We start from the raw sequence: 20,347 nt of genomic DNA, 5'->3' as shown, positions 1-20,347 counted from the left end.
GAGCGGTCATGACCTTCGCATTAAACGTTTCGAATGTTCGCAAGACCTTCGTCTTGCACAACCAGAATGGCATCCGGCTGCCGGTATTGGCCGGGGCTTCCTTTTCGGTCGGGCAGGGGGAGTGTGTGGTACTGCACGGTCGCTCCGGCACCGGCAAGTCCACTCTGCTGCGTACCCTGTACGGCAATTACCTGACCGACAGCGGTCGCATCGAGGTACAGCATCAGGGACAGCTGCTGGACATGACCCAGGCGCCGCCGCGCACCCTGGTCAATGTGCGCCGCCACACCATTGGCTGGGTCAGCCAGTTTCTGCGGGTGATCCCCCGCATCAGCGCGCTGGAGGTGGTGATGCAGCCGATGATCGAGCAGGGCGGCAACCGGGCCGAGGCTCAGGCCCGGGCCGAGCGGCTGCTGACCCGGCTTAATGTGCCGCAGCACCTGTGGGCGCTGGCGCCGGCGACCTTCTCCGGCGGCGAGCAGCAGCGGGTGAACATCGCCCGGGGCTTTATTGCCGACTATCCGATTCTGCTGCTCGACGAGCCGACCGCCTCGCTCGATGCCACCAACCGGGCGGTGGTGGTGGAGCTGATTCGGGAAGCCAAGGCCCGGGGTGCGGCCATCGTCGGCATCTTTCATGATGAAGACGTGCGTGAGCAGGTCGCCGACCAGCTCTACGAAATCCAGCCCGACAGCAACCAACAGCCGGCCACTGCGCACGAGGAGCATTCCGCATGATTATTACCAATGTGAACCTGGTTCTGGAGCATGAAGTGGTGCGGGGATCGGTCGAGGTGATCGATGGCGAGATCCGCGCCCTGGCCGACAGCCCGAGCCAACAGCCGGGCGCCATCGACGGCAACGGCGGCTGGCTGATGCCCGGCCTGGTCGAGCTGCATACCGACAATCTGGACAAGCATTTTACGCCGCGGCCCAAGGTCAGCTGGCCGCCCTTTGGCGCCATGCGCGCCCACGATGCCCAGATAGTGGCGTCGGGCATTACCACGGTACTGGATGCGGTGGCCATCGGCGACGAGCGGGACGGCGGCACCCGCCAGGACAATCTCGACAAGATGATTCATACGGTGGTCAACAGCGAACGACAGGGCCTTAACCGGGCCCAGCATTTGCTGCACCTGCGCTGCGAGCTGCCCCACGACACCACTGTGCCGCTGTTCGAGCATTACCTCGAGCTGCCGGAAGTCCGGCTGGTGTCGCTGATGGATCATTCCCCCGGCCAGCGCCAGTTTGTCAACATGGTGAAATACCGGGAATACTATCAGGGCAAATACCGGCTCAACGATCGGCAGATGCAGGAATTCGAGCAGAGTCAGCTGGCGTTGTCGGCCCGCTGGTCGGCGCCCAACCGGGCGGAAATAGCCCGCCAGTGCCGGGAGCGAAATATTTCCCTCGCCAGCCATGACGATGCCACCTCGGCCCATGTGCTGGAGTCGCATCGGCTGGGCATGGTGATTGCCGAATTCCCGACCACGGTCGAGGCGGCCACCGCCTCGCATCAGCATGGCCTGATGGTGATGATGGGTGCGCCCAACGTGGTGCGCGGGGGCTCGCATTCCGGTAATGTTGCCGCCCATGAACTGGCGGCGCTGGGCGTGCTGGATGTGCTGTCGTCCGACTATTATCCGGGCAGTCTGCTCGAAGCGGTGTTCCTGCTGGCCGACGACGAACGCAACGCGCTGGGGCTGGCCGCCGCCACCCGGCTGGCCACCGCCAATCCGGCCCGCTCTCTGGGGCTGACCGACCGGGGCGTGCTGGCGGAAGGGCGCCGGGCCGATCTGGTGCTGGTGCAGCGCCACCAGGGGCAGGTTTATCCCACCCGGGTATGGTGCCGGGGCGAGCTGGCCTACTGACAGGAGCGCGAGGATGAGCAGCGGAACAGGACGCCTGTTTTATGTGATGGGGCCGTCGGGCGCCGGCAAAGACAGCTTTATGCAGGCGGTGCGCGAACACTGGGGCGAAGGCCTGCTGGTGGCGCATCGTTACATCACCCGGGCCGCCTCGGCGGGGGGAGAAAACCATATCGAGTTGTCCGAGCCGGAATTCAGTGCGCGTCAGGAACTGGGGTTGTTTGCCCTCAGCTGGGCCGCCAACGGCCATCATTATGCGGTGGGGCGAGAAATTGAAAGCTGGCTGGCCTCGGGCCTGGATGTGATGGTCAATGGTTCTCGCGAGCATCTGCCACAGGCCCGGGTGAGGTTTGCCGAGCGGCTGGTGCCGGTGATGATCAGCGTCGATACCAAGACCCTGGAGAGGCGGCTGCGGGCCCGGGGGCGGGAAAGCGAAGCAGACATCATCCGGCGGCTGGAGCGGGCCTCGGCCCTGAATCGCGGTTTGCCGGACGGCGTATGGCGGCTGGACAACAGCGGTGCCCTGACCGATACCCTGCGGCAGTTTCGGCGCTATCGACAGGCGTTGCCGGCATGATGCGGCTGACCCTGCTGGGCACGGGGGCGGCCGGGGGCATGCCGCTGTATGGCTGCGATTGCCACAGCTGTGTGCAGGCCGAGCGTGAACCGGCGCTGGGTCGGGCGCCGTGCTCGGCCCTGCTGGAATGGCAGGGCAATCGGCTGCTGATCGACGGTGGCCTGATGGATCTGCACCGGCGCTTTGTGCCGGGCAGCCTGGAGGGCATTCTGCTGACCCATTTTCATGTCGATCATGTGCAGGGGCTGTTTCATCTGCGCTGGGGCCGGAGCGCGCCGATACCCGTGTGGTGCCCGGATGATTCGTCCGGTTGCGCCGATCTGCTCAAGCATCCCGGCTGTCTGGACTTTCAACCGCCGCTGCAGCACGGGCAGGAATGGCAGCTCGGCGAGCTGAGCATTACGCCGCTCGATCTGGTGCACTCCCGTCCTACCCTGGGCTATGTTTTCCGTCTCGGCGAGCATCGTGTGGCGTATCTCACCGATACTCTGGGCTTGCCGGAACACAGCAACCGCTGGCTGCATGCCCAGCCAACGCTGGATGCGGTGGTGATTGACTGCAGCTTTCCTCCCGGCAGCCAGGGCCGTAACCACAACGCACTGGAACAGGTGCTGGAACTGCATGACAGCCTGCGCCCGAAGCAGATGATCCTGACCCATATCGGCCATGATTTTCATGTCTGGTTGCAACAGCACACCTTGCCGAACGGGGTGACGGCGGGGTGGGACAACATGGAGATAGTGCTGGCAGACGAGACAGCTCAGAGCTGACGATTGGTGATGCAATAGGGTGATAAAAGCAAGGCCGCCAATGGGCGGCCTTGTTGTTGCTGGTGCCGGATCAGGCGGGTTGCGTCTTGACCTCGATGGCATCAAACACGATCCCGTGCTCATTGGTTTGCTGCAGCCGGAAATGCGCTATCTGCTGATGCAAATCGCGCGAGGCGCCCAGCACCCGGTGGCTGGTTTGTGAAATCAGCTCACTCACCTGCAGCGCTTCCTGCGAGCCTTCGTTGATGTGCAGCAGGTTGCGGTTGATCTCTTCGGCCACGGCAGACTGCTCTTCCGAGGCGGTGGCGATCTGGGCGTTCATGTCGTTGATACGCTGCACCTCGTCCAGAATCTTTTCCAGATCCTTGCCGGCGGCGCGTACCACATCGACGCTGATCCCTGCCTGCTCCTGACTGCTTTGCATATGCTCGACCACGGTGCCGGCATGGCTCTGCAGCTGCTGGATCATGCGCTGAATTTCACCGGTCGAGTCCTGAGTGCGTTGCGCCAGCGAACGAACCTCGTCGGCTACCACGGCAAAACCGCGGCCGGAGTCACCGGCCCGGGCGGCCTCGATGGCGGCGTTCAGCGCCAGCAGGTTGGTTTGCTCGGAAATGGTGCGGATGACCTCGACCACGGAGCCAATCTTCTGGGTCTGGCTTTCCAGTTCGCGCATGGCGTTGTCGGCCTGTGTCACCGACTCGGCCAGCTGCAGCATGGTATCGATACTGCGGGCCACGTCGTCGTGCCCCATGCGGGCCTCGCTGTTGGCGTGATCGGCGGCCTGGGAGGCATCGTTGGCGTAGCGCGCCACTTCGTGCACGGTGGCGTTCATTTCGTTCATGGCGGTGGCGACCTGATCTACCTCGGAAAACTGTGCCTGCATGCTGGCACGAGTTTGCTGACTCTTGACGCTCAGTCCTTCCGCTTCATCATCGAGGGTTGCCGAGGCGTTGCGGACCTTTTGCAGCAAGGTACACAGCTGTTCGCCCATGGTATCGACCCCACGCGACAGCTGACCGATTTCATCGGCACGGGTCGAGTCGGTGCGAACACTCAAATCCCCCTTGCCGAACTGCTGCACCACCTCCAGCACCCGTGCCACCGAGAAGGTCAGCGAGCGGCTGATCAATACCACGATAATCAGCGCCAGCACCATGACCAGCGCCATCAGCAGCAGCGATTTGGTGGCTTGCTGCCAGAACAGGGTGTTGACGTCACTCAGGTAAACGCCGCTGCCGATGACCCAGCCCCAGGGAGTAAAGCCCTGCACATAAGACACCTTCTGCTGCGGCGAGTCGAACTGGGGGCCTATGTAGCTGTACTCGACAAAACCGGCCTGCTGTTGTTTGACCCGTTGCACCATGGCCTGCCAATGGTACTGGCCATCGGCATCCTGCACCTGGGTCATGTCCTTGCCTTCGGCGTCGGGTTTGATCGGGTGCAGCACCAGACGATGTTGCATGTCGTTGATCCACATGTAGCCGTCACTGCCATAGCGCAGTGCCCCTACCGCCTGTTTGGCCAGGCGCTTGCTTTCCTCTTCGCCCAGCGTCTGGCGTTGGCCATAGTAGTAACCGATCAGTGACGCCGCCGTTTCTACCTGTTCTTGTACCTTTTCCTTGCGCGCATCCAGCAACTCGTGACGCAGGCCGATCATGGCCGAACCCTGTACCAGCAGAATGCCGATAAACAGGCTGGCGACCATGGCCAGCAGCTTGTAACGCAGACTGAGATTATTCAGAAATTGCATGTCCATCCTCCCAGTGACGGGTCGCCACTGGCTATTGCTGTTGAATTCCGGGTGGGGGATGAGCCGTGACCATTGGATGATGCCGACAACAGCCATGGCTGTGCCGGTGTTCCAGACATCAGGTTGCAGCGTCCCGTGCTTGTGTTGTTATATTCAGGCTGGCTAATGCATGATGCGAAAGTGCCGCCAGCTTGTATCAGATTATCAGCGCCATATGGAAAGCGATACGCCTAAAATCGTGAATTTATTGATAATTGTCATGGCAACAAGGAGTCGTATGAGGTGTATTTGCCATGCCGGTTTTTAAATCGATATCGAAGATGGTGTCGGCGTCCGGCCTTGGCCAAGATGCGCCATCAGCCCAAAAGCGCTGCTATGCTTGGGGCTGATATCCCCACGGAGACCGACAATGATGAGAATAACGAGCATGTTCGGTACCGCCGCCCTGCTGGCGGCGTTATCGGTATCGGCCACCCCGGCGCCGGAAGGCGCGCGGGTCTATTTCCTCAGTCCGGCCGATGGCGACACCCTGAGTAGCGAGTTTACCGTGCGCTTCGGCCTGGAAGGCATGGGCGTGGCGCCGGCCGGGGTGGAAAAGGAAAACACCGGTCACCATCACCTGCTGATTAACGCCGATCCCATGCCGGATCTGACCCAGCCGTTGCCGGCCAGCGAGCAGGTGCGCCATTTTGGTGGTGGTCAGACCGAAACCCGGCTCAGTCTGCCGCCGGGACAATATCGTTTGCAACTGGTGGTGGGCGATGCGCAACATGCGCCGCATCAGCCACCGATCATGTCTGAACTCATTCAAGTGACGGTGGAGTAAGCTGCTTACTCATCATCCCCGTATCATCGACAATCGATTACCAGGATGGCGCCGACGTGGGCGCCATTCTCATTGAGGAGCCTGAATGGCAAAAATACGGCTGCTGGCCAACCTGAATTGTGATCATGTGCTGCTGCTGAATGACCCCCTGGCCGCCGGAGGCCGCCTGTTGTATCGGGATCAGGGGCGGCGGCTGGGCGGCGGTGGCGCCAATACCGGCGTAGGACTGTTGTGGGCCGGGCATCAGGTGAGCATTGCCGCCCGGGTAGGCAACGACGACACCGGTGACTGGCTGTGCCGGCAGGCAGCCAAGCTGGGGCTGGACGTGAAGCAGGTGGAGCAGTTTGACGGTGAAACCGGTGAGCTGCTGGTGCTGGTGGACAGTCTGGGCGAACGCACCATATTGCGCCAGCACCGGCGACCGGCCTTGCCCGGCAACCTGCCCATAGATCCGGTGGACTGCCTGTATGTGAATCATGACGGCGGTGAGGTGGGCGATTACATGACGCAGATGGCGTCGCACAGCCTGGTGGTCAGTCAGTATCCCAAGGCCGGACGCTGGGCCCGGCCCTGTCAGGTGATGATCGCCTCGGCGGCGGATCTGGCGCCGCAACCCAATCTCTGGGAGCACGCCCGGCAACTGGCGGGTGAGCGGTTGCAATGGCTGGTAGTAACCCACGGCGAGCAGGGGGCCGAGGCCTTTTCGGCCGAACAGCATATTCGGGTGCCGAGCCGGCCGGTGTCGGTGGTGGATGCCACCGGCGCCGGTGACGCCTTTGCCGGCGGTCTGATCCACGGTCTGGTATCCGGGTTGTCGATGTCGGCAACCTTGATCCAGGCCGGGCAGTGGGCGGCCTACACCTTGTCTTCCAGCAGTTCGATTCCGTCGGAGCAGTTAAGGAGTTATCTGCGTCGCTGCGGCTGATTTCCCGCGCGCTCGCTGTTAAGCTGGCGCCTGATTATCAGACGGTTGGAATACATTTTGGATAACGGCTTTCTTATTTCCTTGCTCGGCCAGTGCTGGCGCTGGTCGGTATTGCTGATGTTTCCGTTGCTGCTGTGGTTGTACTGCCAGCTGACGGGGCTGCCGCTGGCCGAATTCGACAATGGCGTGAATCAGCACAAGTGGTTGATCATGCTGTTGTACCTGCTTTATGTGCTGCTCTGGTTGCGCTTCAACCGCCGCGTGCTGGCCATGCTTGAACAGCGGAGGCGCTGATGACGTCGTTATTGGCAACGAGCTGGCCTTACTGGCTGGCGGCGGCAACCGCGCTGGCCGGCTGGGGGCTGACCCGGCTCGGCCTGGGTACTCGCCTGCAATTGCTGGCCCAGCAAAACCGGCAGTTGCAGGCGCAGCTGGAGGAGCGGGGCGGCGAGCTGCAGGACACTCGTCAACGGCTGGATCAGCAGCAGCAACTGGTGCTGAAAATGAACGGTCGGCTCAAGGAATACGAGACCCTGTTGCGCCAGGAGCGGCAGTGGGCGGCGGAAAAGCAGGCTCAGTTCGAAGCCAGTGAAACCCGGCTGGGGCAGCAGTTTGAAAACCTGGCCCAGCGTATCTTCGAGCAGAAAACGCACAACTTCCGCGAATTGAACCAGAACAGCCTGGACGGTGTCTTGTCGCCGCTGCGCGAGCAGCTGGAAGGCTTTCGGCGCAGCATGCAGGAAACCTACGCCGATGAAAGCCGCCAGCGCCACAGCCTGAAGTTCGAGATTGAGCGGTTGGCCGAGCTGCACCAGCAGATGAGCGTCGATACCGCCGCCCTGACCCGGGCGCTGAAGGGCGACAGCAAACAGCAGGGCAACTGGGGCGAAGTGGTGCTTTCCAGGGTGCTGTCGGAGTCGGGATTGCGCGAAGGCCACGAATACAGCACCCAGCTCAGCCTGAACAACGCCGAGGGCAAGCGCTACCAGCCGGATGTGGTGGTGCACCTGCCGCAGGAAAAAGACATCATCATCGATGCCAAGGTGTCGCTCACCGCCTACGAGCGCTATTTCAACGGTGACGATGCCGCCGAACGCGAGCAGGCGCTGCGCGATCACGTGACCTCGGTACGCGGCCATATTCGCGAGCTGGGGCGCAAGGACTATCAGAACCTGCAGGGGGTGAGAACCCTCGACTATGTGCTGATGTTCGTGGCGGTCGAGCCGGCCTTTCTGGTGGCGGTGGAGGCGGAGCCGGGGCTGGTAAAATATGCCCTCGACCATAATATTCTGCTGGTCAGCCCCACCAATCTGCTGGTGGCGCTGCGTACCATCGAGAACCTGTGGCGGGTAGAACGGCAAAACCAGAATGCGCGCAAAATTGCCGAGTCGGCGGGCAAGATCTACGAAAAACTGCGGCTGTTCACGGAAGACATGGAGGCGGTGGGCCAGTCGTTGCAGCGGGCCGACGATAACTATCAGCGGGCGATGAAGAAGCTGAGCAGCGGTCGTGGCAACCTGATCCGCCAGGCCGAGGCCTTTCGCGAGCTGGGGGTGGAAGTCACCAAGCCGTTACCCGAACACCTGCAGGCCCGCGCCGCCGAGGAAGGGTCGCTGCATTCCCTGCCCGGCGGCCGGGCGGCCGATTAAAGGAAGAAGGGACTGGGCTGGAACAGCCGTTCCACTTCCGGAATAAACTTCTTGTCGACCAGAAACAGCACCACGTGATCATTCTGCTCGATCACGGTTCTGTCGTGGGCGATCAGTACCTCGTCGCCCCGCACTATGGCACCTATGGTGGTGCCCGGCGGCAGCTTGAGTTCACCCACCTGGCGACCGACCACCTTGGAGGTGGATTTGTCACCGTGGGCGATGGCCTCGATGGCCTCGGCCGCGCCGCGACGCAGGGAGTAGACGTTGACGATGTCGGCCCGGCGCACGTGGGTCAGCAGCGCCGAAATGGTGGCCTGCTGGGGCGAAATGGCCACATCGATGCTGCCGCCCTGCACCAGATCGACGTAGGCGCCGCGCTGGATCAGTACCATTACCTTTCTGGCACCCAGTTTCTTGGCGAGCATGGCCGACATGATGTTGGCCTCGTCCTTGTTGGTGACGGCGATGAATACATCGACCTGATCGATATGCTCTTCTACCAGCAGCTCCTGATCGGCGGCGTCACCGCAGAAGACGATGGTGTTCTCCAGCAACTCGGACAGCTGCTCGGCGCGTTTGGGATTATGCTCGATAAGCTTGACCGAATAGTTCTTCTCCAGCCGACGGGCCAGACCGGCACCGATGTTGCCGCCGCCGACGATCATGATGCGCTTGTAGTCATTTTCCAGTCGTTGCAGTTCCGACATCACGGCACGAATATGGCCGCTGGCGGCGACGAAGAATACCTCGTCGTCGGCCTCGATGATGGTGGTTCCCTGGGGGCGTATCGGCCGGTCCTGACGAAAGATGGCCGCCACCCGGGTGTCGATGTTGGGCATGTGTTCGCGCAGGGTCGACAGCGCATTGCCCACCAGCGGGCCGCCGTAATAGGCCTTGATCGCCACCAGACCCACCTTGCCCTCGGCGAAGTCGACCACCTGCAGCGCGCCCGGATACTGGATCAGCCGATAGATGTACTCGGTGACCAGCTGCTCGGGGGCGATCAGGTTGTCGACCGGCAACGCCTCGTTGAGAAACAGCCGTTCACGCTCGGCCAGAAACTCCGGCGAGCGGATACGCGCCACCTTGTTGGGGGTGTTGAACAGCGAATATGCCACCTGACAGGCAATCATGTTGGTTTCATCGCTGCTGGTCACCGCCACCAGCATATCTGCATCCTGGGCACCGGCTTCGCGCAGCACGTTGGGGTAGGCACCGTGGCCGTTGACCACCCGCAAATCGTATTTGTCCTGCAGCTCGCGCAAGCGTTCGCCGTCGGTATCGACGATGGTGATGTCGTTATTCTCGCCCACCAGGTTTTCCGCCAGGGTTCCGCCTACCTGACCGGCGCCCAGAATGATGATTTTCATGGCAATTTACTCAGCTTGGCGTAGTAGAAGCCATCCCGCTGCTCGGCGCCCGGCAGCAACTGCCAGCCCGGTTGCTCGACCGACTCGTCCGGGTGCAGGGGCTGATGACGGGCATTCGGGGTGCGTTGCAGAAACGCCTGGATCTGGGCGCTGTTCTCGTCCGGCAGTATGGAGCAGGTGGCGTAGAGCAGGGTGCCGCCGGGCTTCAGTTGCTGCCAGAGGGCGTCCAGGATCTGCGCCTGCAGGGCGGCCAGCTGGGCAATATCGTCCGGGCGGCGCAGCCACTTGATGTCCGGGTGGCGGCGAATCACGCCGGTGGCCGAACAGGGGGCGTCGAGCAGGATGCGATCGAAGGCTTCGCCCTGCCACCAGTCGGCGGGTTGGGCGGCATCGCCCTGAATCACGGTGGCCTGCAGCCCGATGCGTTCCAGATTCTGGTGCACCCGCTTCAGACGCTCTCCGTCCATGTCGACGGCCACCAGCTGGGCCAGCGCCGGCTGACGCTCGAGAATATGGGCGGTCTTGCCACCGGGGGCGGCACAGGCATCGAGCACGGTTTCGCCGGGGGCGGCGTCCAGTAGCTGAGCCGCCATTTGTGCCGCCGCATCCTGTACCGAGCTGTGGCCCAGCTCGAAACCGGGCAGGGTGGCCACATCGACCGGCCGGGCCAGGCGCAGAGCGCTGTCGGCCAGGTTGTCGGACTCGGCTTCCTGACCATTTTGTTGCAGCAGTGTCAGGTAGTCTTCACGCGAGTGATGGCTCTGATTGATCCGAATCCACATCGGCGGATGCTGGTTATTGGCCTCGAGAATGTCCTGCCACTGCTCGGGATAGGCCTTTTGCAGGCGCTTGACCAGCCAGTTGGGGTGCGCCAGCCGTAACTGGGGCAGGGCGTCGACCTTCGCGGTCAGTTCGTCCTGTTGGCGCTGTACGTTGCGCAGTACGCCGTTGACCATGCCCTTGAAGGGATCGGCTTTCAGCAGCTTGCAGGCGTTGACGGTTTCTGCCAGGGCGGCGTGAGCCGGTATCCGGGTATAAAGCAGCTGATAGATGCCTACCAGCAGCAGCGAGTGCACCGGCTGATACTTGCCCTTGAGCGGCTTGTCCAGCAACTGCTTGGCGATGGCGTCGAGTCGGCTGTACCAGCGCAGGGTGCCGAAACACAGCTCCTGCAGCAGGGCGCGATCCTTGGCGGCTACTTCCTGCTGATAACGCGGCAGCAGGGTAGACAACGACTGGCCCTTGTTGAGTACCTGATGAAGGATGTTGGCCGCGGCGGCACGGGTTTTCATATGATTACCAATAAGTTGAGTGTGTTCACGCCAGGCGGTTGCCGGGCTGGAACCAGTCCTTGCGGGCGTTGAGCAGATCCTGACAGGTCATGGCTTTCTTGCCCGGCGGTTGCAGGCTGAGCAGGCGCAGCACACCCTTGCCGGTGGCGACGTCGATACCGGCCTTGCCGGCACGAATGAGGGTACCGGGCGCCTGGTCGCTGCTTTCATCGAGTACTTCTGCCTGCCAGACCTTGATGTTGTGCTCGTCCACCATGAAATAGCTGACCGGCCAGGGATTGAAGGCGCGCACGTTGCGCTCGAGCTGCTCGGCCGGCAGCTGCCAGTCGATGCGGGCCTCTTCCTTGGACAGTTTTTCCGCATAGTTGGCTAACGCGTCGTCCTGAGGCTCGGCGTTGATGCTGCCATCGGCAATGTGGGTCAGAGCCTGTAACAGCGCTGGTGGGCCTATACTGGCCAGCTTGTCATACAGGCTGGCGGAGGTATCTTCAGGGGTGATCGGCAGGCGGGCCAGATGCAGCATGTCGCCGGTATCCAGCCCCTTGTCCATCTGCATGATGGTCACGCCGGTTTCCCGGTCGCCGGCCCAGATGGCGCGCTGAATGGGGGCGGCACCCCGCCAGCGAGGCAGCAGGGAGCCATGCACATTGATGCAGCCCAGACGCGGTGCGTCCAGCACCACCTGCGGCAGGATCAGACCATAGGCGACCACCACCATGATATCGGCGTTGAGGGCGTCAAGCTGTTGCTGCGCTTCTTCGTTGCGCAGGCTCTGGGGCTGAAACACCGGAATGCTGGCCTGTTCGGCGGCAACCTTGACCGGGCTGGGGGTCAGCTTCTTGCCGCGACCGGCGGGTCTGTCCGGCTGGGTGTAAACGGCAACAACATTGTGCTCGGAGCCGAGCAGTGCCTGCAGGTGACGGGCAGCGAAATCCGGCGTACCGGCAAAAATGATATTGAGTTTGCTCAAGGGGCGTCCTTTATTATTGGAATTATTGTGCTTCTTGCTTGGCAAGCTTTTCCATTTTCTGGCGGATGCGCTGGCGCTTGAGCGGCGACAGGTAATCGACAAACAGCTTGCCGATCAGGTGATCCATTTCATGCTGAATGCAGATGGCCAGCAGCTCGTCGGCTTCCAGTTCAAAGGTCTGGCCATGACGATCCTGAGCGCGAACCTTGACGCGTTCGGCTCTTTCCACCAGGGCGCGGGCGCCGGGCACCGACAGACAACCTTCTTCGATACCGGTGCTGCCGCTGCGCTCGATAATTTCCGGGTTGATCAGCACCAGCTGTTGCTCCCGGTCTTCAGACACATCCATGACGATCAGTTGCTGATGAAAGTCGACCTGAGTCGCCGCCAGGCCTATGCCCTCTTCGGCGTACATGGTTTCAAACATATCATCTACAATTTGCTGTAATGCCGGTGTGAACTCGGTGACGGGTTTGGCGACGGTACGCAGCCGCTCATCGGGAAAACGTAATACTTCTAAGACTTTTGCCATGACTACCTTGCTTGTTACTGTATCGATACTGATAGTATTTTAGCCATTTAAGCGCATAAAAAACAGCAGAGTTAACTTGAGGACACGGATGTGATGAAACGCAGAGGTCGATTTTTACTCGGGTTGCTGGCGGGGTGTTGTTTTAATCTGCAGGCCAACAGTCTTGAACCGAACAACCGCGGCCTTGAGCTGAACGAGAGTTACCCCGAGCGTTACACGGTGCGCAAGGGTGACACCCTGTGGGATATTTCCGCCCATTTCCTGAAATCTCCCTGGCTGTGGCCAACCCTGTGGCAGGCCAACCGACAGATAGCCAATCCTCACCTGATTTATCCGGGCGATGTGTTGCGGCTGATCTGGGTGGACGGTCAGCCCCGGTTGGTGAAAGAAGAGAGTGACAAGGTGGTGCGCCTTTCCCCCCGGGTACGAACCGACTCCGCGGTGGCGACCATTCCGCTCGCTTCGATGCTGAACTTCGTCGACAGCCACAGCGTCATGTCACCGGCGGTATTTGAGCAGGCGTCTTACATTCTCGGTGACCAGCAAGGTCGCGAGGCGATGGTGAAAGACTCGTCGGTCTATGTTCGTGGCCAGCTGACCCCGGGCACCGTTTATGGGGTTTATCGCCCGGGGAAAATGCTCACCGACCGCTTCAGTCATGCCGAGCTTGGGCAGAAGGCGGCACTGGTCGGCACCCTGCTGGCAGGAAAGCAACGCGGCTATCAGGTGACCGAGGCCCGGGTCAGCAGCATGAAGCAGGAGATGCGTCAGGGCGACAAGGTACTGCCCCTGACCATGGCGGGGGGGATTGCCGCCTTTCACTACCCCCGACCGGGTCCGGCGCTCGACCAGGGTTATGTTCTGGCCATGGGTACCGAGGGCAGCGTTACCGGTCGCCATGGGGTTGTTTTTATCAACAAGGGGCATGCGGACGGGATTCGTGCCGGTGATCTTTATGCGGTGATGAAACCCGGGCCCGGTGTCTACGACGTCACTCCCGGCTCTTTCGGCAGGCTGCGCTATGCGGACAGCGCGGGTGCCTATCTGCGTACCAGCGGGCGGCCGGAGCAGCTGCCGGCAGAGGCGATAGCTCGTATCATGGTATTCAAGGTGAACAGTCAAACCAGTGCCGCCCTGGTACTGGACAACAGCGAACTGGTGCAGACCCATTATCCGCTGGGACATGTGAGAGATGTCGAATTCGGCTCTTGAGCAGCATCCGCTGCTGCCCTGGCTGGCGCTGCAGCATACCAGGGGCATAGGGCCGGTGCGGGCCATTCGGCTGCGTACTCAACTCGGCGAACAGTGGTACCACTCTTTGCAGCATGCCCGAGGCCTGAGCGAAGAACAGCAGGAGCAACTGCAGACACCGCACACATCGGTGCTGGAGCCCTTGCTGGAATGGCAGCAGCAGGCGCCTAATCGTCATATTTTGTCGTGGGATGATCCCGCTTATCCGGAGTTACTCAGGGCCGTGTCCGCTGCGCCGCTGCTGCTGTTTGTGGAAGGAGATATTTCGATGTTGTCGCGGCCGCAAATTGCGGTGGTCGGCAGCCGCCATCCCTCTTATGTCGGTCGAGAAAACACCAACAATCTGGTGCCTCCGCTGGTGGAGGCGGGGGCGGTTATCACTTCCGGTCTGGCGATAGGGATCGATGGCCTCGGCCATCGGGCGACACTGAATGCCGGTGGGCTCACGCTGGCGGTGCTGGGCTCGGGGCTGGACCGATGTTACCCCAAGCGTCATTTGCGCCTGGCTGCAGAGATTATCGAGAACGGCGGCGCCCTGTTGTCCGAGTGCTACCCCTGGGAAGGACCGTTGGCGCATCATTTTCCTCGTCGCAATCGCATTATCAGTGGCTTGAGCCTGGGGGTGTTAATCGTTGAGGCCGCCGAGCGCAGCGGCTCACTCATTACCGCCCGTTACGCCATGGAGCAGGGGCGGGAAGTCTTTGCCATTCCCGGTGCCCGGCAAAATCCGCAGGCGAGTGGCTGTAACCGGCTGATCCAGCAAGGAGCCAAACTGGTTTCCAATGCCAATGACATTCTCGAAGAACTGGTGGCATTTTCGGTGGCGGCGATCAAAGTTCGGCCAGCGGCCACCGAGGAATTATTGCCTTATCCCGAGTTGTTGGATAACGTAGGTTTAGAGACAACGGCGGTAGATTTGATCGCGTCCCGTTGTCAACAGCCGGTGCAGGAGGTGCTTACCCGGTTGGTCGAGCTGGAATTGGCCGGCTGGGTGGAGTCCGTCCCCGGGGGTTATGTCAGAGCGAGAAGGAGCTGAGCATGTTCGATGTACTTATGTACTTGTTCGAAACCTACATCCATACCGATGTAGATGCCATGGTGGAACAGGATGCTCTCGCCGATGAATTAACCCAGGCGGGTTTTCACAAGGAAGAAATCCTCAAGGCGCTGGCCTGGCTGGAGCGTTTGGCCGAATTGCAGGAGGCAGAAGCCGCGCCGTCCTGGGCTTGCTCTACGCCGGATTCATTCCGTATCTACACCCAGGAAGAGCTGTACAAGATCGACGCCGAAGGGCGTGGTTTTCTGTTGTTCCTCGAGCAGATCAAGGTGCTGAATGCCGAAACCCGCGAGATTGTCATCGATCGGCTGATGGAGCTGGACCCACCGGAAATCGAGCTGGATGACCTCAAATGGGTGGTGATGATGGTGCTGTTCAATGTGCCCGGCAGTGAATCGGCCTATCAACAACTGGAAGAGCTGATTTTCGAACAGCCGGAAGGGGCGGTTCACTGAAGGCGGCCGCGCTGGTAGAATTCGGTCAATGAATTCGGAGGCGCGGTATGTCGAAAATCGATTCCAGTCTGTTTAACACCCAGGATCATGGCCCCGATTGGGCCGATGAGCCCTGCCCGCGGTGCGGCGGTACCCTGGAATTGCGTCATGGCAAGCATGGCGCTTTTGTCGGTTGTGCGTCTTACCCGGCCTGCGATTATCTGCGGCCACTCAAGCTCATCGAACATGATCAGGATGTGGAAAAAGTACTGGAAGGCAGCCAGTGTCCGCTATGCGAATATCCTCTTGCCATCAAAAAAGGCCGCTACGGCCTTTTTATCGGTTGTACCCATTATCCCGCTTGTCATCATGTGGCCGATATCAACGATCAGGGCCAGATTGATCCGCCATGTCCCAGTTGTGGCAAGGGCCAGTTGGTGGCCAGAACCTCCCGCTATGGTAAACGCTTCTTCGCCTGCAACCATTATCCGGCCTGTCGTTATGTGATTAACGACAGGCCGGTGGCCGAGCCGTGCCCCGAGTGCGGCTTTGGCATCCTGGTGGAGCGCAAGGGTGGCCTGCATTGCCCCAACAAGGGTTGTGGCTACCAGCATTGAGTCGTTTTATGAAGGAAATCATCCGTTAATGAATCCGCAAGCATTGAATGTCGCGCTCGATCAATTACGTCAGGGCGGTATCGTCGGTTATGCCACCGAGGCGGTGTTTGGCCTGGGCTGCGATCCCGATAATGGGGACGCCGTACGGCGGTTGCTCGAAATAAAGCAGCGGCCGGTCGACAAGGGGCTGGTATTGATTGCCGCCGATTTCAGCCAGTTGTTGCCTTATCTGGATCTGGCGGCGCTGCCGGAGGGGCGGCTCGAGGTCATCCTCAACAGCTGGCCCGGACCCTATACCTGGATCATGCCAGCCCGGCCCGAGGTGCCAACCTGGCTCAAGGGGCAGTTCAGCTCGCTGGCGGTTCGGGTCACGGCGCATCGGCAGGTGCATGATTTGTGCCTGGCGTTCGGCAAGCCCCTGGTCTCTACCAGTGCCAATAAAACCGGCGAGCAGCCGGCAAGAACCGAACAGCAGTTGGCGGAGCACATGGGTGCTGCGCTCGACTATATATTGCCCGGGCAGACGGATGGACGAGCCAATCCGTCGTTGATCCGGGATGGTATTACCGGCGCCGTGGTACGCCCGGCCTGAATATAAATCTCAGAGGAAAAGACATGAGCGGTAAACCGGATATCACGGCTGTGAAAGCCTTCCTGTTGCAGTTGCAGGATGACATTTGTGCCAGGCTGGAACAGGCGGACGGCAAGGGCCGCTTTGAAGAAGACAGCTGGACCCGTGCAGAAGGCGGCGGCGGTCGTAGCCGGGTCATGCGTAACGGCAGTGTGATTGAGCAGGGGGGTGTCAATTTCTCTCATGTTCATGGGGACGCCATGCCGGCCTCGGCCACGGCGCACCGGCCCGAGCTGGCCGGTCGCTCTTTCGAGGCGATGGGGGTTTCACTGGTTATCCACCCCCATAACCCCCATGTTCCCACCAGTCATGCCAACGTACGCTTTTTCATTGCCGAAAAAGAGGGTGCCGATCCGGTCTGGTGGTTTGGCGGTGGCTTCGATCTGACGCCGTTTTATCCGGTGGAAGAGGACTGCGAGCACTGGCATCGGGTATCCCGGGATTTGTGCGCGCCTTTCGGTGAGCAGGTGTATCCGGAATACAAGGCCTGGTGCGATCGTTACTTTTACCTCAAGCACAGAGACGAAACCCGAGGTGTGGGCGGACTCTTTTTCGATGATTTGAACCAGTGGCCCTTCGAACAATGCTTCGAGTTCATGCAGGCCGTGGGTCGCGGCTATCTCGATGCCTATGTCCCCATTATCGAGCGGCGCAAAGACACGGCGTTTGGTGATACCGAGCGGCAATTCCAGCTCTATCGGCGCGGACGTTACGTGGAGTTCAACCTGGTGTATGACAGGGGCACCCTGTTTGGCCTGCAAACCGGCGGTCGCACCGAGTCCATTTTGATGTCGATGCCGCCGCTGGCGCGCTGGGAATATGACTGGCAGCCGGAGCCGGGGACGGCTGAAGCCCGACTCAATGATTTTCTGGTTCCGAGAGACTGGGTTTAAATTTCGACGGTCTGGGGGCCAAACAGGGTAATAACCTGATCGATCAGCCCCTGGCGTTCCCCGCCCGGCAGATAGGCGGCATAGACTTCCCGCTTGATTGAGGGGGTGTCGGCCACGATGAACAGCTGCTCCTGCTGCTGGTAGTTGCTGATCATGGAGCTGGGCAGAAAGGTGCTGCCGCCATGGTGCAGCAGATATTCGAGGGCGATGCGTACCGAGCCGGTGTGCAGCAGAGGCGGGGTCGCGGTATTGAACAGCTTGGCATGCTGGGTATTGAAGGCGGTTCCCCAGTCGATACGAATGTAGTCCTGCGCCATGGCTTTGGCGGTATCCAGGTTCTGGTAACTGGATACCAGCTGTAGCTCCATGGTGTGGATGGCGACATGGCTAACCCCTTCGATACGAGCCGGATCGGTCAGAAACGCCAGATCCAGGGTACGACCCAACAGCGCCCGCGTCATTTGCTCCGGAGTGCGAATATCGGCCCGCAGCGACAGCGCCGGTAGTTCACAGTAAAGTCGGTGCAGACCTTCCTGCAGATAGGCATCCCACAGGTTGGCGGTACCCGCGACCGCCAGTTGCTGGGTCTGGCGTTCGCTCAAGGCTACCTCGTGCTGAGCCCGGGCCCAGGCCAGCAGCATGGACTCGGCGTGAGGGATCAGCGCATCACCGGAAGAAGTCAGCTGAATATTGTTGCGCAAGCGGGTAAACAGCGTGACCCCCAGCTGGCTTTCGAGCTGGCGGATGCGAAAGCTGACCGCAGAAGGAGTCAGGTACAGGTGCTCCGCCGCCTTGCCGAAGTGGCGAGTGCGAGAAACTTCAAGAAAGGTTTTTAACAGTTCAGTATCCAAGGCTAGCCACAAAATTTTTGTTCGTTAGCGCAAAATCTATTCGTTTCAGCAATTAATGCAACCAAAAAAGCGTTGGCGGTGGCAATATTATGATGATTGCCGCCTACCCGACTTTTCATCATCGCTACGAGAGCCGTCATCATGGACAGATATGCCGTCATCGGTCATCCCATCAAACACAGCCAGTCCCCTTTTATTCATCACCACTTTGCCGAACAGACCGGCGAGCAGCTTGATTATCGGCGCCTGCTCGCTCCGCTTGATGATTTTGCCGGCACACTTAACCGTTTTGCCGACGACGGTGGTAAGGGTTGTAATATTACGGTGCCGTTTAAAACCCAGGCTCTTGAGCTGGCGGCGGTCTTGACCGAGCGTGCCGAGCTGGCTGGCGCCGTTAATACCTTGAGTTTGCAACCGGATGGACGCTGGCTGGGAGATAACACCGACGGCGCCGGCCTGGTGCTGGATCTCAAGCGACTGGGCGTGACACTGGCGGGTGCCAGAATATTACTGCTGGGTGCCGGTGGCGCAGCCCGTGGTGCCATTGCTCCGCTGCTGGCAGAGCTGCCGACGCAACTGGTGGTCGCCAATCGTACTCCCGCGAGAGCCGATGAGCTGGCCCGGCGCTTTAGTCACCTGGGTAACATTGTCAGTGCCCCGCTGGCAGCGCCCGGCATCGGCTTCGATATCATCATCAACAGCACGTCCGCCAGCCTGCAGGGTGAGGCGCTAACGCTGGACGCGGCGGTTGGCCATCCCGAGACCCGAGTCTACGATATGATGTATGGGCGTGAAGAAACCGTCTTTCTCGCCTGGGCCAGAGGGCTTGGGTTGGAGCATCGATATGATGGTCTTGGCATGCTGGTGGGGCAGGCAGCAGAAAGCTTTTATCTCTGGCGTGGCGTGCGGCCAGACATTATGCCGGTGTTGACATCATTGCGAGCCAAACTGGAGGCAGCTACATGAATCAGGACATTATTGTAGACGACGATCTCGACTGGCAACCCGAGCGACAGGGCATCGCCTTTACCGCTCACTGGCAGGGCCGCAAAGTCGACTGTTTTCTGGCTTTGGCCCACCTCGAGCACATGACCGGTCAGAGCCTGGTAGATGAGGCCAATATCATGCTGGCATTTGAAGCGGTGCGTTTCGATATTGAAGAGCGGGTCGCCGAGCTGATAGGTGAAGAGGCCTTCGCGCCCGACGGCGGCTTATACCTGTAAAACAGTGAAGGGAAAAGCGTGAGGGATGAGGTGCAAGGTGCAATGCCGTCACTAAAACAAGTCGACGGGTCTGCCTGGCCTTTCTCCCGTGCTCCTCACGCCTTCCACCTCACTCCTCACTATTGTTGCAGGTACTCGTTTTTAAGACGCACATAGTTCGCCGCCGACTCGGGCAAAAAGGCGCGCTCAGCTGGTGTAAGGGGGCGCACCTGTTTGACTGGCGAGCCTACATATAGAAAGCCGGCTTCAAGTTTTTTCCCCGGCGGCACCAGGCTGCCGGCGCCGATGATCACATCATCGCCTACTTCGGCGCCATCAAGCAGGATGGCACCCATGCCAATCAGCACCCTATTACCGATAACGCAGGCATGCAGCATTGCCTTGTGTCCGACCGTGACATCGTCGCCAATCAGCAAGGGTAACCCGTCGGGCAGGGCAGCGCTCTTGCGGGTGACGTGCAGCACGCTACCATCCTGAATATTGCTGCGGGCACCAATACGGATAGTATTCACGTCACCACGGGCGGCAACCAGCGGCCAGATGCTGGCGTCTTTTCCCAGCGTGATATCACCGTACAGCACGGCAGAGGCTTCTACGAAGGCTCCTTTACCAAGGGTGGGGTATATGCCGTTGTAGTGTTTGAGTGGCGTTGTCATGGTTTCTTCCTTAATGCAGACCTTAATTCGGCCATGTTAGCGTATTTGGCGAGGGAAATGAGGCCCCTTTGTGGGTAACTCTGTGGTTAAGTTGTGCTTTTGCTGGGTGTTTAGGCTGTTGGTCACCAAAGGCCTGTTTTTGTCAAAAAAGCCCTTGCGCAAAATCAGCGGTTCCCTATAATGCGCATCCACTGACACGG

23 protein-coding genes are annotated in these 20,347 nt (G+C 60.3%); 16 read left to right on the top strand and 7 right to left on the bottom strand.

Annotation, left to right across the window (positions count from 1 at the left end; all coding sequences use genetic code 11):
* Positions 1 to 8 precede the first annotated feature (8 nt).
* The 4 genes from phnL to phnP are packed head-to-tail and all read left to right on the top strand — an operon-like array spanning position 9 to position 3,214.
* Positions 9 to 737 (top strand): phosphonate C-P lyase system protein PhnL, encoded by a 729-nt coding sequence (phnL, locus tag Q0753_RS09480; protein WP_298719845.1) that lies wholly within the window; start codon positions 9 to 11, stop codon positions 735 to 737.
* On the top strand, positions 734 to 1,870 hold the full coding sequence (gene phnM / locus Q0753_RS09475) for an alpha-D-ribose 1-methylphosphonate 5-triphosphate diphosphatase (RefSeq protein WP_298719844.1): 1,137 nt from the start codon (positions 734 to 736) through the stop codon (positions 1,868 to 1,870). Before phnL ends, phnM begins: the two co-directional genes overlap by 4 nt.
* 13 nt (positions 1,871 to 1,883) lie before the next feature.
* Complete coding sequence (phnN, locus tag Q0753_RS09470) at positions 1,884 to 2,444, top strand: ribose 1,5-bisphosphokinase (protein ID WP_298719843.1); 561 nt, start codon at positions 1,884 to 1,886, stop codon at positions 2,442 to 2,444.
* Positions 2,441 to 3,214, top strand: a complete 774-nt coding sequence (gene phnP, locus Q0753_RS09465) for a phosphonate metabolism protein PhnP (protein WP_298719842.1) — start codon at positions 2,441 to 2,443, stop codon at positions 3,212 to 3,214. The genes phnN and phnP overlap by 4 nt, the downstream gene beginning before the upstream one ends.
* A 70-nt stretch (positions 3,215 to 3,284) precedes the next feature.
* On the opposite strand, the gene Q0753_RS09460 is transcribed toward phnP, so the two are convergent.
* On the bottom strand, positions 3,285 to 4,967 hold the full coding sequence (locus Q0753_RS09460) for a methyl-accepting chemotaxis protein (RefSeq protein WP_298719841.1): 1,683 nt from the start codon (positions 4,965 to 4,967) through the stop codon (positions 3,285 to 3,287).
* A 409-nt stretch (positions 4,968 to 5,376) separates the two neighbouring features.
* Between Q0753_RS09460 and Q0753_RS09455 the strand changes: the two genes are divergently transcribed.
* The 4 genes from Q0753_RS09455 to rmuC all read left to right on the top strand — a co-directional run bounded on the left by Q0753_RS09455 (position 5,377) and on the right by rmuC (position 8,367).
* Entirely contained in the window at positions 5,377 to 5,793 is a 417-nt protein-coding gene (locus Q0753_RS09455) for a DUF4399 domain-containing protein (RefSeq protein WP_298719840.1), read from the top strand.
* Positions 5,794 to 5,878: 85 nt separating this feature from the next.
* Positions 5,879 to 6,718, top strand: a complete 840-nt coding sequence (locus Q0753_RS09450) for a PfkB family carbohydrate kinase (protein ID WP_298719839.1) — start codon at positions 5,879 to 5,881, stop codon at positions 6,716 to 6,718.
* 57 nt (positions 6,719 to 6,775) lie between these two features.
* The gene (locus Q0753_RS09445) at positions 6,776 to 7,012 is read left to right on the top strand and encodes a hypothetical protein (protein ID WP_298720021.1); all 237 of its coding nucleotides are present in this window, start codon (positions 6,776 to 6,778) and stop codon (positions 7,010 to 7,012) included.
* Positions 7,012 to 8,367, top strand: coding sequence for a DNA recombination protein RmuC (rmuC, locus tag Q0753_RS09440; RefSeq protein WP_298719837.1), 1,356 nt, complete (start codon positions 7,012 to 7,014; stop codon positions 8,365 to 8,367). Before Q0753_RS09445 ends, rmuC begins: the two co-directional genes overlap by 1 nt.
* On the opposite strand, the gene trkA is transcribed toward rmuC, so the two are convergent.
* Genes trkA through def form a run of 4 tightly spaced genes read right to left on the bottom strand, consistent with a single transcriptional unit; the run spans position 8,364 to position 12,534 of the window.
* Positions 8,364 to 9,740 (bottom strand): Trk system potassium transporter TrkA, encoded by a 1,377-nt coding sequence (gene trkA / locus Q0753_RS09435; protein WP_298719835.1) that lies wholly within the window; start codon positions 9,738 to 9,740, stop codon positions 8,364 to 8,366. The two genes, rmuC and trkA, sit on opposite strands and share 4 nt — an antisense overlap.
* Entirely contained in the window at positions 9,737 to 11,032 is a 1,296-nt protein-coding gene (rsmB, locus tag Q0753_RS09430; protein WP_298719833.1) for a 16S rRNA (cytosine(967)-C(5))-methyltransferase RsmB, read from the bottom strand. Before rsmB ends, trkA begins: the two co-directional genes overlap by 4 nt.
* Positions 11,033 to 11,057: 25 nt before the next feature.
* Complete coding sequence (gene fmt, locus Q0753_RS09425) at positions 11,058 to 12,002, bottom strand: methionyl-tRNA formyltransferase (RefSeq protein WP_298719830.1); 945 nt, start codon at positions 12,000 to 12,002, stop codon at positions 11,058 to 11,060.
* Between the two features lie 22 nt (positions 12,003 to 12,024).
* The gene (gene def / locus Q0753_RS09420) at positions 12,025 to 12,534 is read right to left on the bottom strand and encodes a peptide deformylase (RefSeq protein WP_298719827.1); all 510 of its coding nucleotides are present in this window, start codon (positions 12,532 to 12,534) and stop codon (positions 12,025 to 12,027) included.
* A 93-nt stretch (positions 12,535 to 12,627) separates the two neighbouring features.
* On the opposite strand from def, the gene Q0753_RS09415 reads away from it, so the two are divergent.
* The 6 genes from Q0753_RS09415 to hemF are packed head-to-tail and all read left to right on the top strand — an operon-like array spanning position 12,628 to position 17,417.
* Positions 12,628 to 13,746, top strand: a complete 1,119-nt coding sequence (locus tag Q0753_RS09415; RefSeq protein ID WP_298720012.1) for a LysM peptidoglycan-binding domain-containing protein — start codon at positions 12,628 to 12,630, stop codon at positions 13,744 to 13,746.
* A complete protein-coding gene (dprA, locus tag Q0753_RS09410; protein WP_298719825.1) occupies positions 13,727 to 14,821 on the top strand; it encodes a DNA-processing protein DprA in 1,095 nt (364 codons plus the stop codon). Before Q0753_RS09415 ends, dprA begins: the two co-directional genes overlap by 20 nt.
* 2 nt (positions 14,822 to 14,823) lie before the next feature.
* Positions 14,824 to 15,297 carry a DUF494 family protein gene (locus tag Q0753_RS09405; protein WP_298719823.1) on the top strand — a complete coding sequence of 158 codons (474 nt, stop codon included), beginning with the start codon at positions 14,824 to 14,826 and terminating at the stop codon, positions 15,295 to 15,297.
* A 47-nt stretch (positions 15,298 to 15,344) separates the two neighbouring features.
* Positions 15,345 to 15,893 carry a topoisomerase DNA-binding C4 zinc finger domain-containing protein gene (locus tag Q0753_RS09400; protein ID WP_298719821.1) on the top strand — a complete coding sequence of 183 codons (549 nt, stop codon included), beginning with the start codon at positions 15,345 to 15,347 and terminating at the stop codon, positions 15,891 to 15,893.
* 28 nt (positions 15,894 to 15,921) lie between these two features.
* Positions 15,922 to 16,485, top strand: coding sequence for a Sua5/YciO/YrdC/YwlC family protein (locus tag Q0753_RS09395; protein WP_298719819.1), 564 nt, complete (start codon positions 15,922 to 15,924; stop codon positions 16,483 to 16,485).
* Between the two features lie 23 nt (positions 16,486 to 16,508).
* Complete coding sequence (gene hemF / locus Q0753_RS09390; protein WP_298719817.1) at positions 16,509 to 17,417, top strand: oxygen-dependent coproporphyrinogen oxidase; 909 nt, start codon at positions 16,509 to 16,511, stop codon at positions 17,415 to 17,417.
* Here hemF and hdfR read toward each other — a convergent pair.
* Positions 17,414 to 18,268, bottom strand: coding sequence for an HTH-type transcriptional regulator HdfR (hdfR, locus tag Q0753_RS09385; protein ID WP_298719815.1), 855 nt, complete (start codon positions 18,266 to 18,268; stop codon positions 17,414 to 17,416). The two genes, hemF and hdfR, sit on opposite strands and share 4 nt — an antisense overlap.
* Before the next feature lie 141 nt (positions 18,269 to 18,409).
* Here hdfR and aroE point away from each other — a divergent pair, with 141 nt between their 5' ends.
* Both aroE and Q0753_RS09375 read left to right on the top strand, forming a co-directional pair.
* Entirely contained in the window at positions 18,410 to 19,234 is an 825-nt protein-coding gene (gene aroE, locus Q0753_RS09380; RefSeq protein ID WP_298719813.1) for a shikimate dehydrogenase, read from the top strand.
* Positions 19,231 to 19,491, top strand: coding sequence for a DUF1488 domain-containing protein (locus Q0753_RS09375; RefSeq protein WP_298719811.1), 261 nt, complete (start codon positions 19,231 to 19,233; stop codon positions 19,489 to 19,491). The genes aroE and Q0753_RS09375 overlap by 4 nt, the downstream gene beginning before the upstream one ends.
* A gap of 119 nt (positions 19,492 to 19,610) precedes the next feature.
* On the opposite strand, the gene Q0753_RS09370 is transcribed toward Q0753_RS09375, so the two are convergent.
* Entirely contained in the window at positions 19,611 to 20,147 is a 537-nt protein-coding gene (locus Q0753_RS09370) for a gamma carbonic anhydrase family protein (protein WP_298719809.1), read from the bottom strand.
* Positions 20,148 to 20,347: the final 200 nt, after the last annotated feature.

It is taken from the genome of uncultured Oceanisphaera sp. (genome assembly GCF_947495715.1).
Classification (GTDB): domain Bacteria; phylum Pseudomonadota; class Gammaproteobacteria; order Enterobacterales; family Aeromonadaceae; genus Oceanimonas; species Oceanimonas sediminis.
This window is presented reverse-complemented; position numbering and strand designations above follow the sequence as displayed.

What these genes read in the sequence shown, in the direction of transcription:
- phnL (WP_298719845.1), top strand. Translation starts at nt 9, where the DNA reads ATGACCTTCGCATTAAACGTTTCGAATGTTCGCAAGACCTTCGTCTTG.
- trkA (WP_298719835.1), bottom strand. Translation starts at nt 9,740, where the DNA reads ATGAAAATCATCATTCTGGGCGCCGGTCAGGTAGGCGGAACCCTGGCG.
- hemF (WP_298719817.1), top strand. Translation starts at nt 16,509, where the DNA reads ATGAGCGGTAAACCGGATATCACGGCTGTGAAAGCCTTCCTGTTGCAG.
- phnN (WP_298719843.1), top strand. Translation starts at nt 1,884, where the DNA reads ATGAGCAGCGGAACAGGACGCCTGTTTTATGTGATGGGGCCGTCGGGC.
- Q0753_RS09395 (WP_298719819.1), top strand. Translation starts at nt 15,922, where the DNA reads ATGAATCCGCAAGCATTGAATGTCGCGCTCGATCAATTACGTCAGGGC.
- Q0753_RS09400 (WP_298719821.1), top strand. Translation starts at nt 15,345, where the DNA reads ATGTCGAAAATCGATTCCAGTCTGTTTAACACCCAGGATCATGGCCCC.
- rmuC (WP_298719837.1), top strand. Translation starts at nt 7,012, where the DNA reads ATGACGTCGTTATTGGCAACGAGCTGGCCTTACTGGCTGGCGGCGGCA.
- Q0753_RS09405 (WP_298719823.1), top strand. Translation starts at nt 14,824, where the DNA reads ATGTTCGATGTACTTATGTACTTGTTCGAAACCTACATCCATACCGAT.
- Q0753_RS09415 (WP_298720012.1), top strand. Translation starts at nt 12,628, where the DNA reads ATGAAACGCAGAGGTCGATTTTTACTCGGGTTGCTGGCGGGGTGTTGT.
- Q0753_RS09370 (WP_298719809.1), bottom strand. Translation starts at nt 20,147, where the DNA reads ATGACAACGCCACTCAAACACTACAACGGCATATACCCCACCCTTGGT.
- phnM (WP_298719844.1), top strand. Translation starts at nt 734, where the DNA reads ATGATTATTACCAATGTGAACCTGGTTCTGGAGCATGAAGTGGTGCGG.
- def (WP_298719827.1), bottom strand. Translation starts at nt 12,534, where the DNA reads ATGGCAAAAGTCTTAGAAGTATTACGTTTTCCCGATGAGCGGCTGCGT.
- Q0753_RS09450 (WP_298719839.1), top strand. Translation starts at nt 5,879, where the DNA reads ATGGCAAAAATACGGCTGCTGGCCAACCTGAATTGTGATCATGTGCTG.
- Q0753_RS09460 (WP_298719841.1), bottom strand. Translation starts at nt 4,967, where the DNA reads ATGCAATTTCTGAATAATCTCAGTCTGCGTTACAAGCTGCTGGCCATG.
- dprA (WP_298719825.1), top strand. Translation starts at nt 13,727, where the DNA reads ATGTCGAATTCGGCTCTTGAGCAGCATCCGCTGCTGCCCTGGCTGGCG.
- aroE (WP_298719813.1), top strand. Translation starts at nt 18,410, where the DNA reads ATGGACAGATATGCCGTCATCGGTCATCCCATCAAACACAGCCAGTCC.
- Q0753_RS09375 (WP_298719811.1), top strand. Translation starts at nt 19,231, where the DNA reads ATGAATCAGGACATTATTGTAGACGACGATCTCGACTGGCAACCCGAG.
- Q0753_RS09455 (WP_298719840.1), top strand. Translation starts at nt 5,377, where the DNA reads ATGATGAGAATAACGAGCATGTTCGGTACCGCCGCCCTGCTGGCGGCG.
- rsmB (WP_298719833.1), bottom strand. Translation starts at nt 11,032, where the DNA reads ATGAAAACCCGTGCCGCCGCGGCCAACATCCTTCATCAGGTACTCAAC.
- phnP (WP_298719842.1), top strand. Translation starts at nt 2,441, where the DNA reads ATGATGCGGCTGACCCTGCTGGGCACGGGGGCGGCCGGGGGCATGCCG.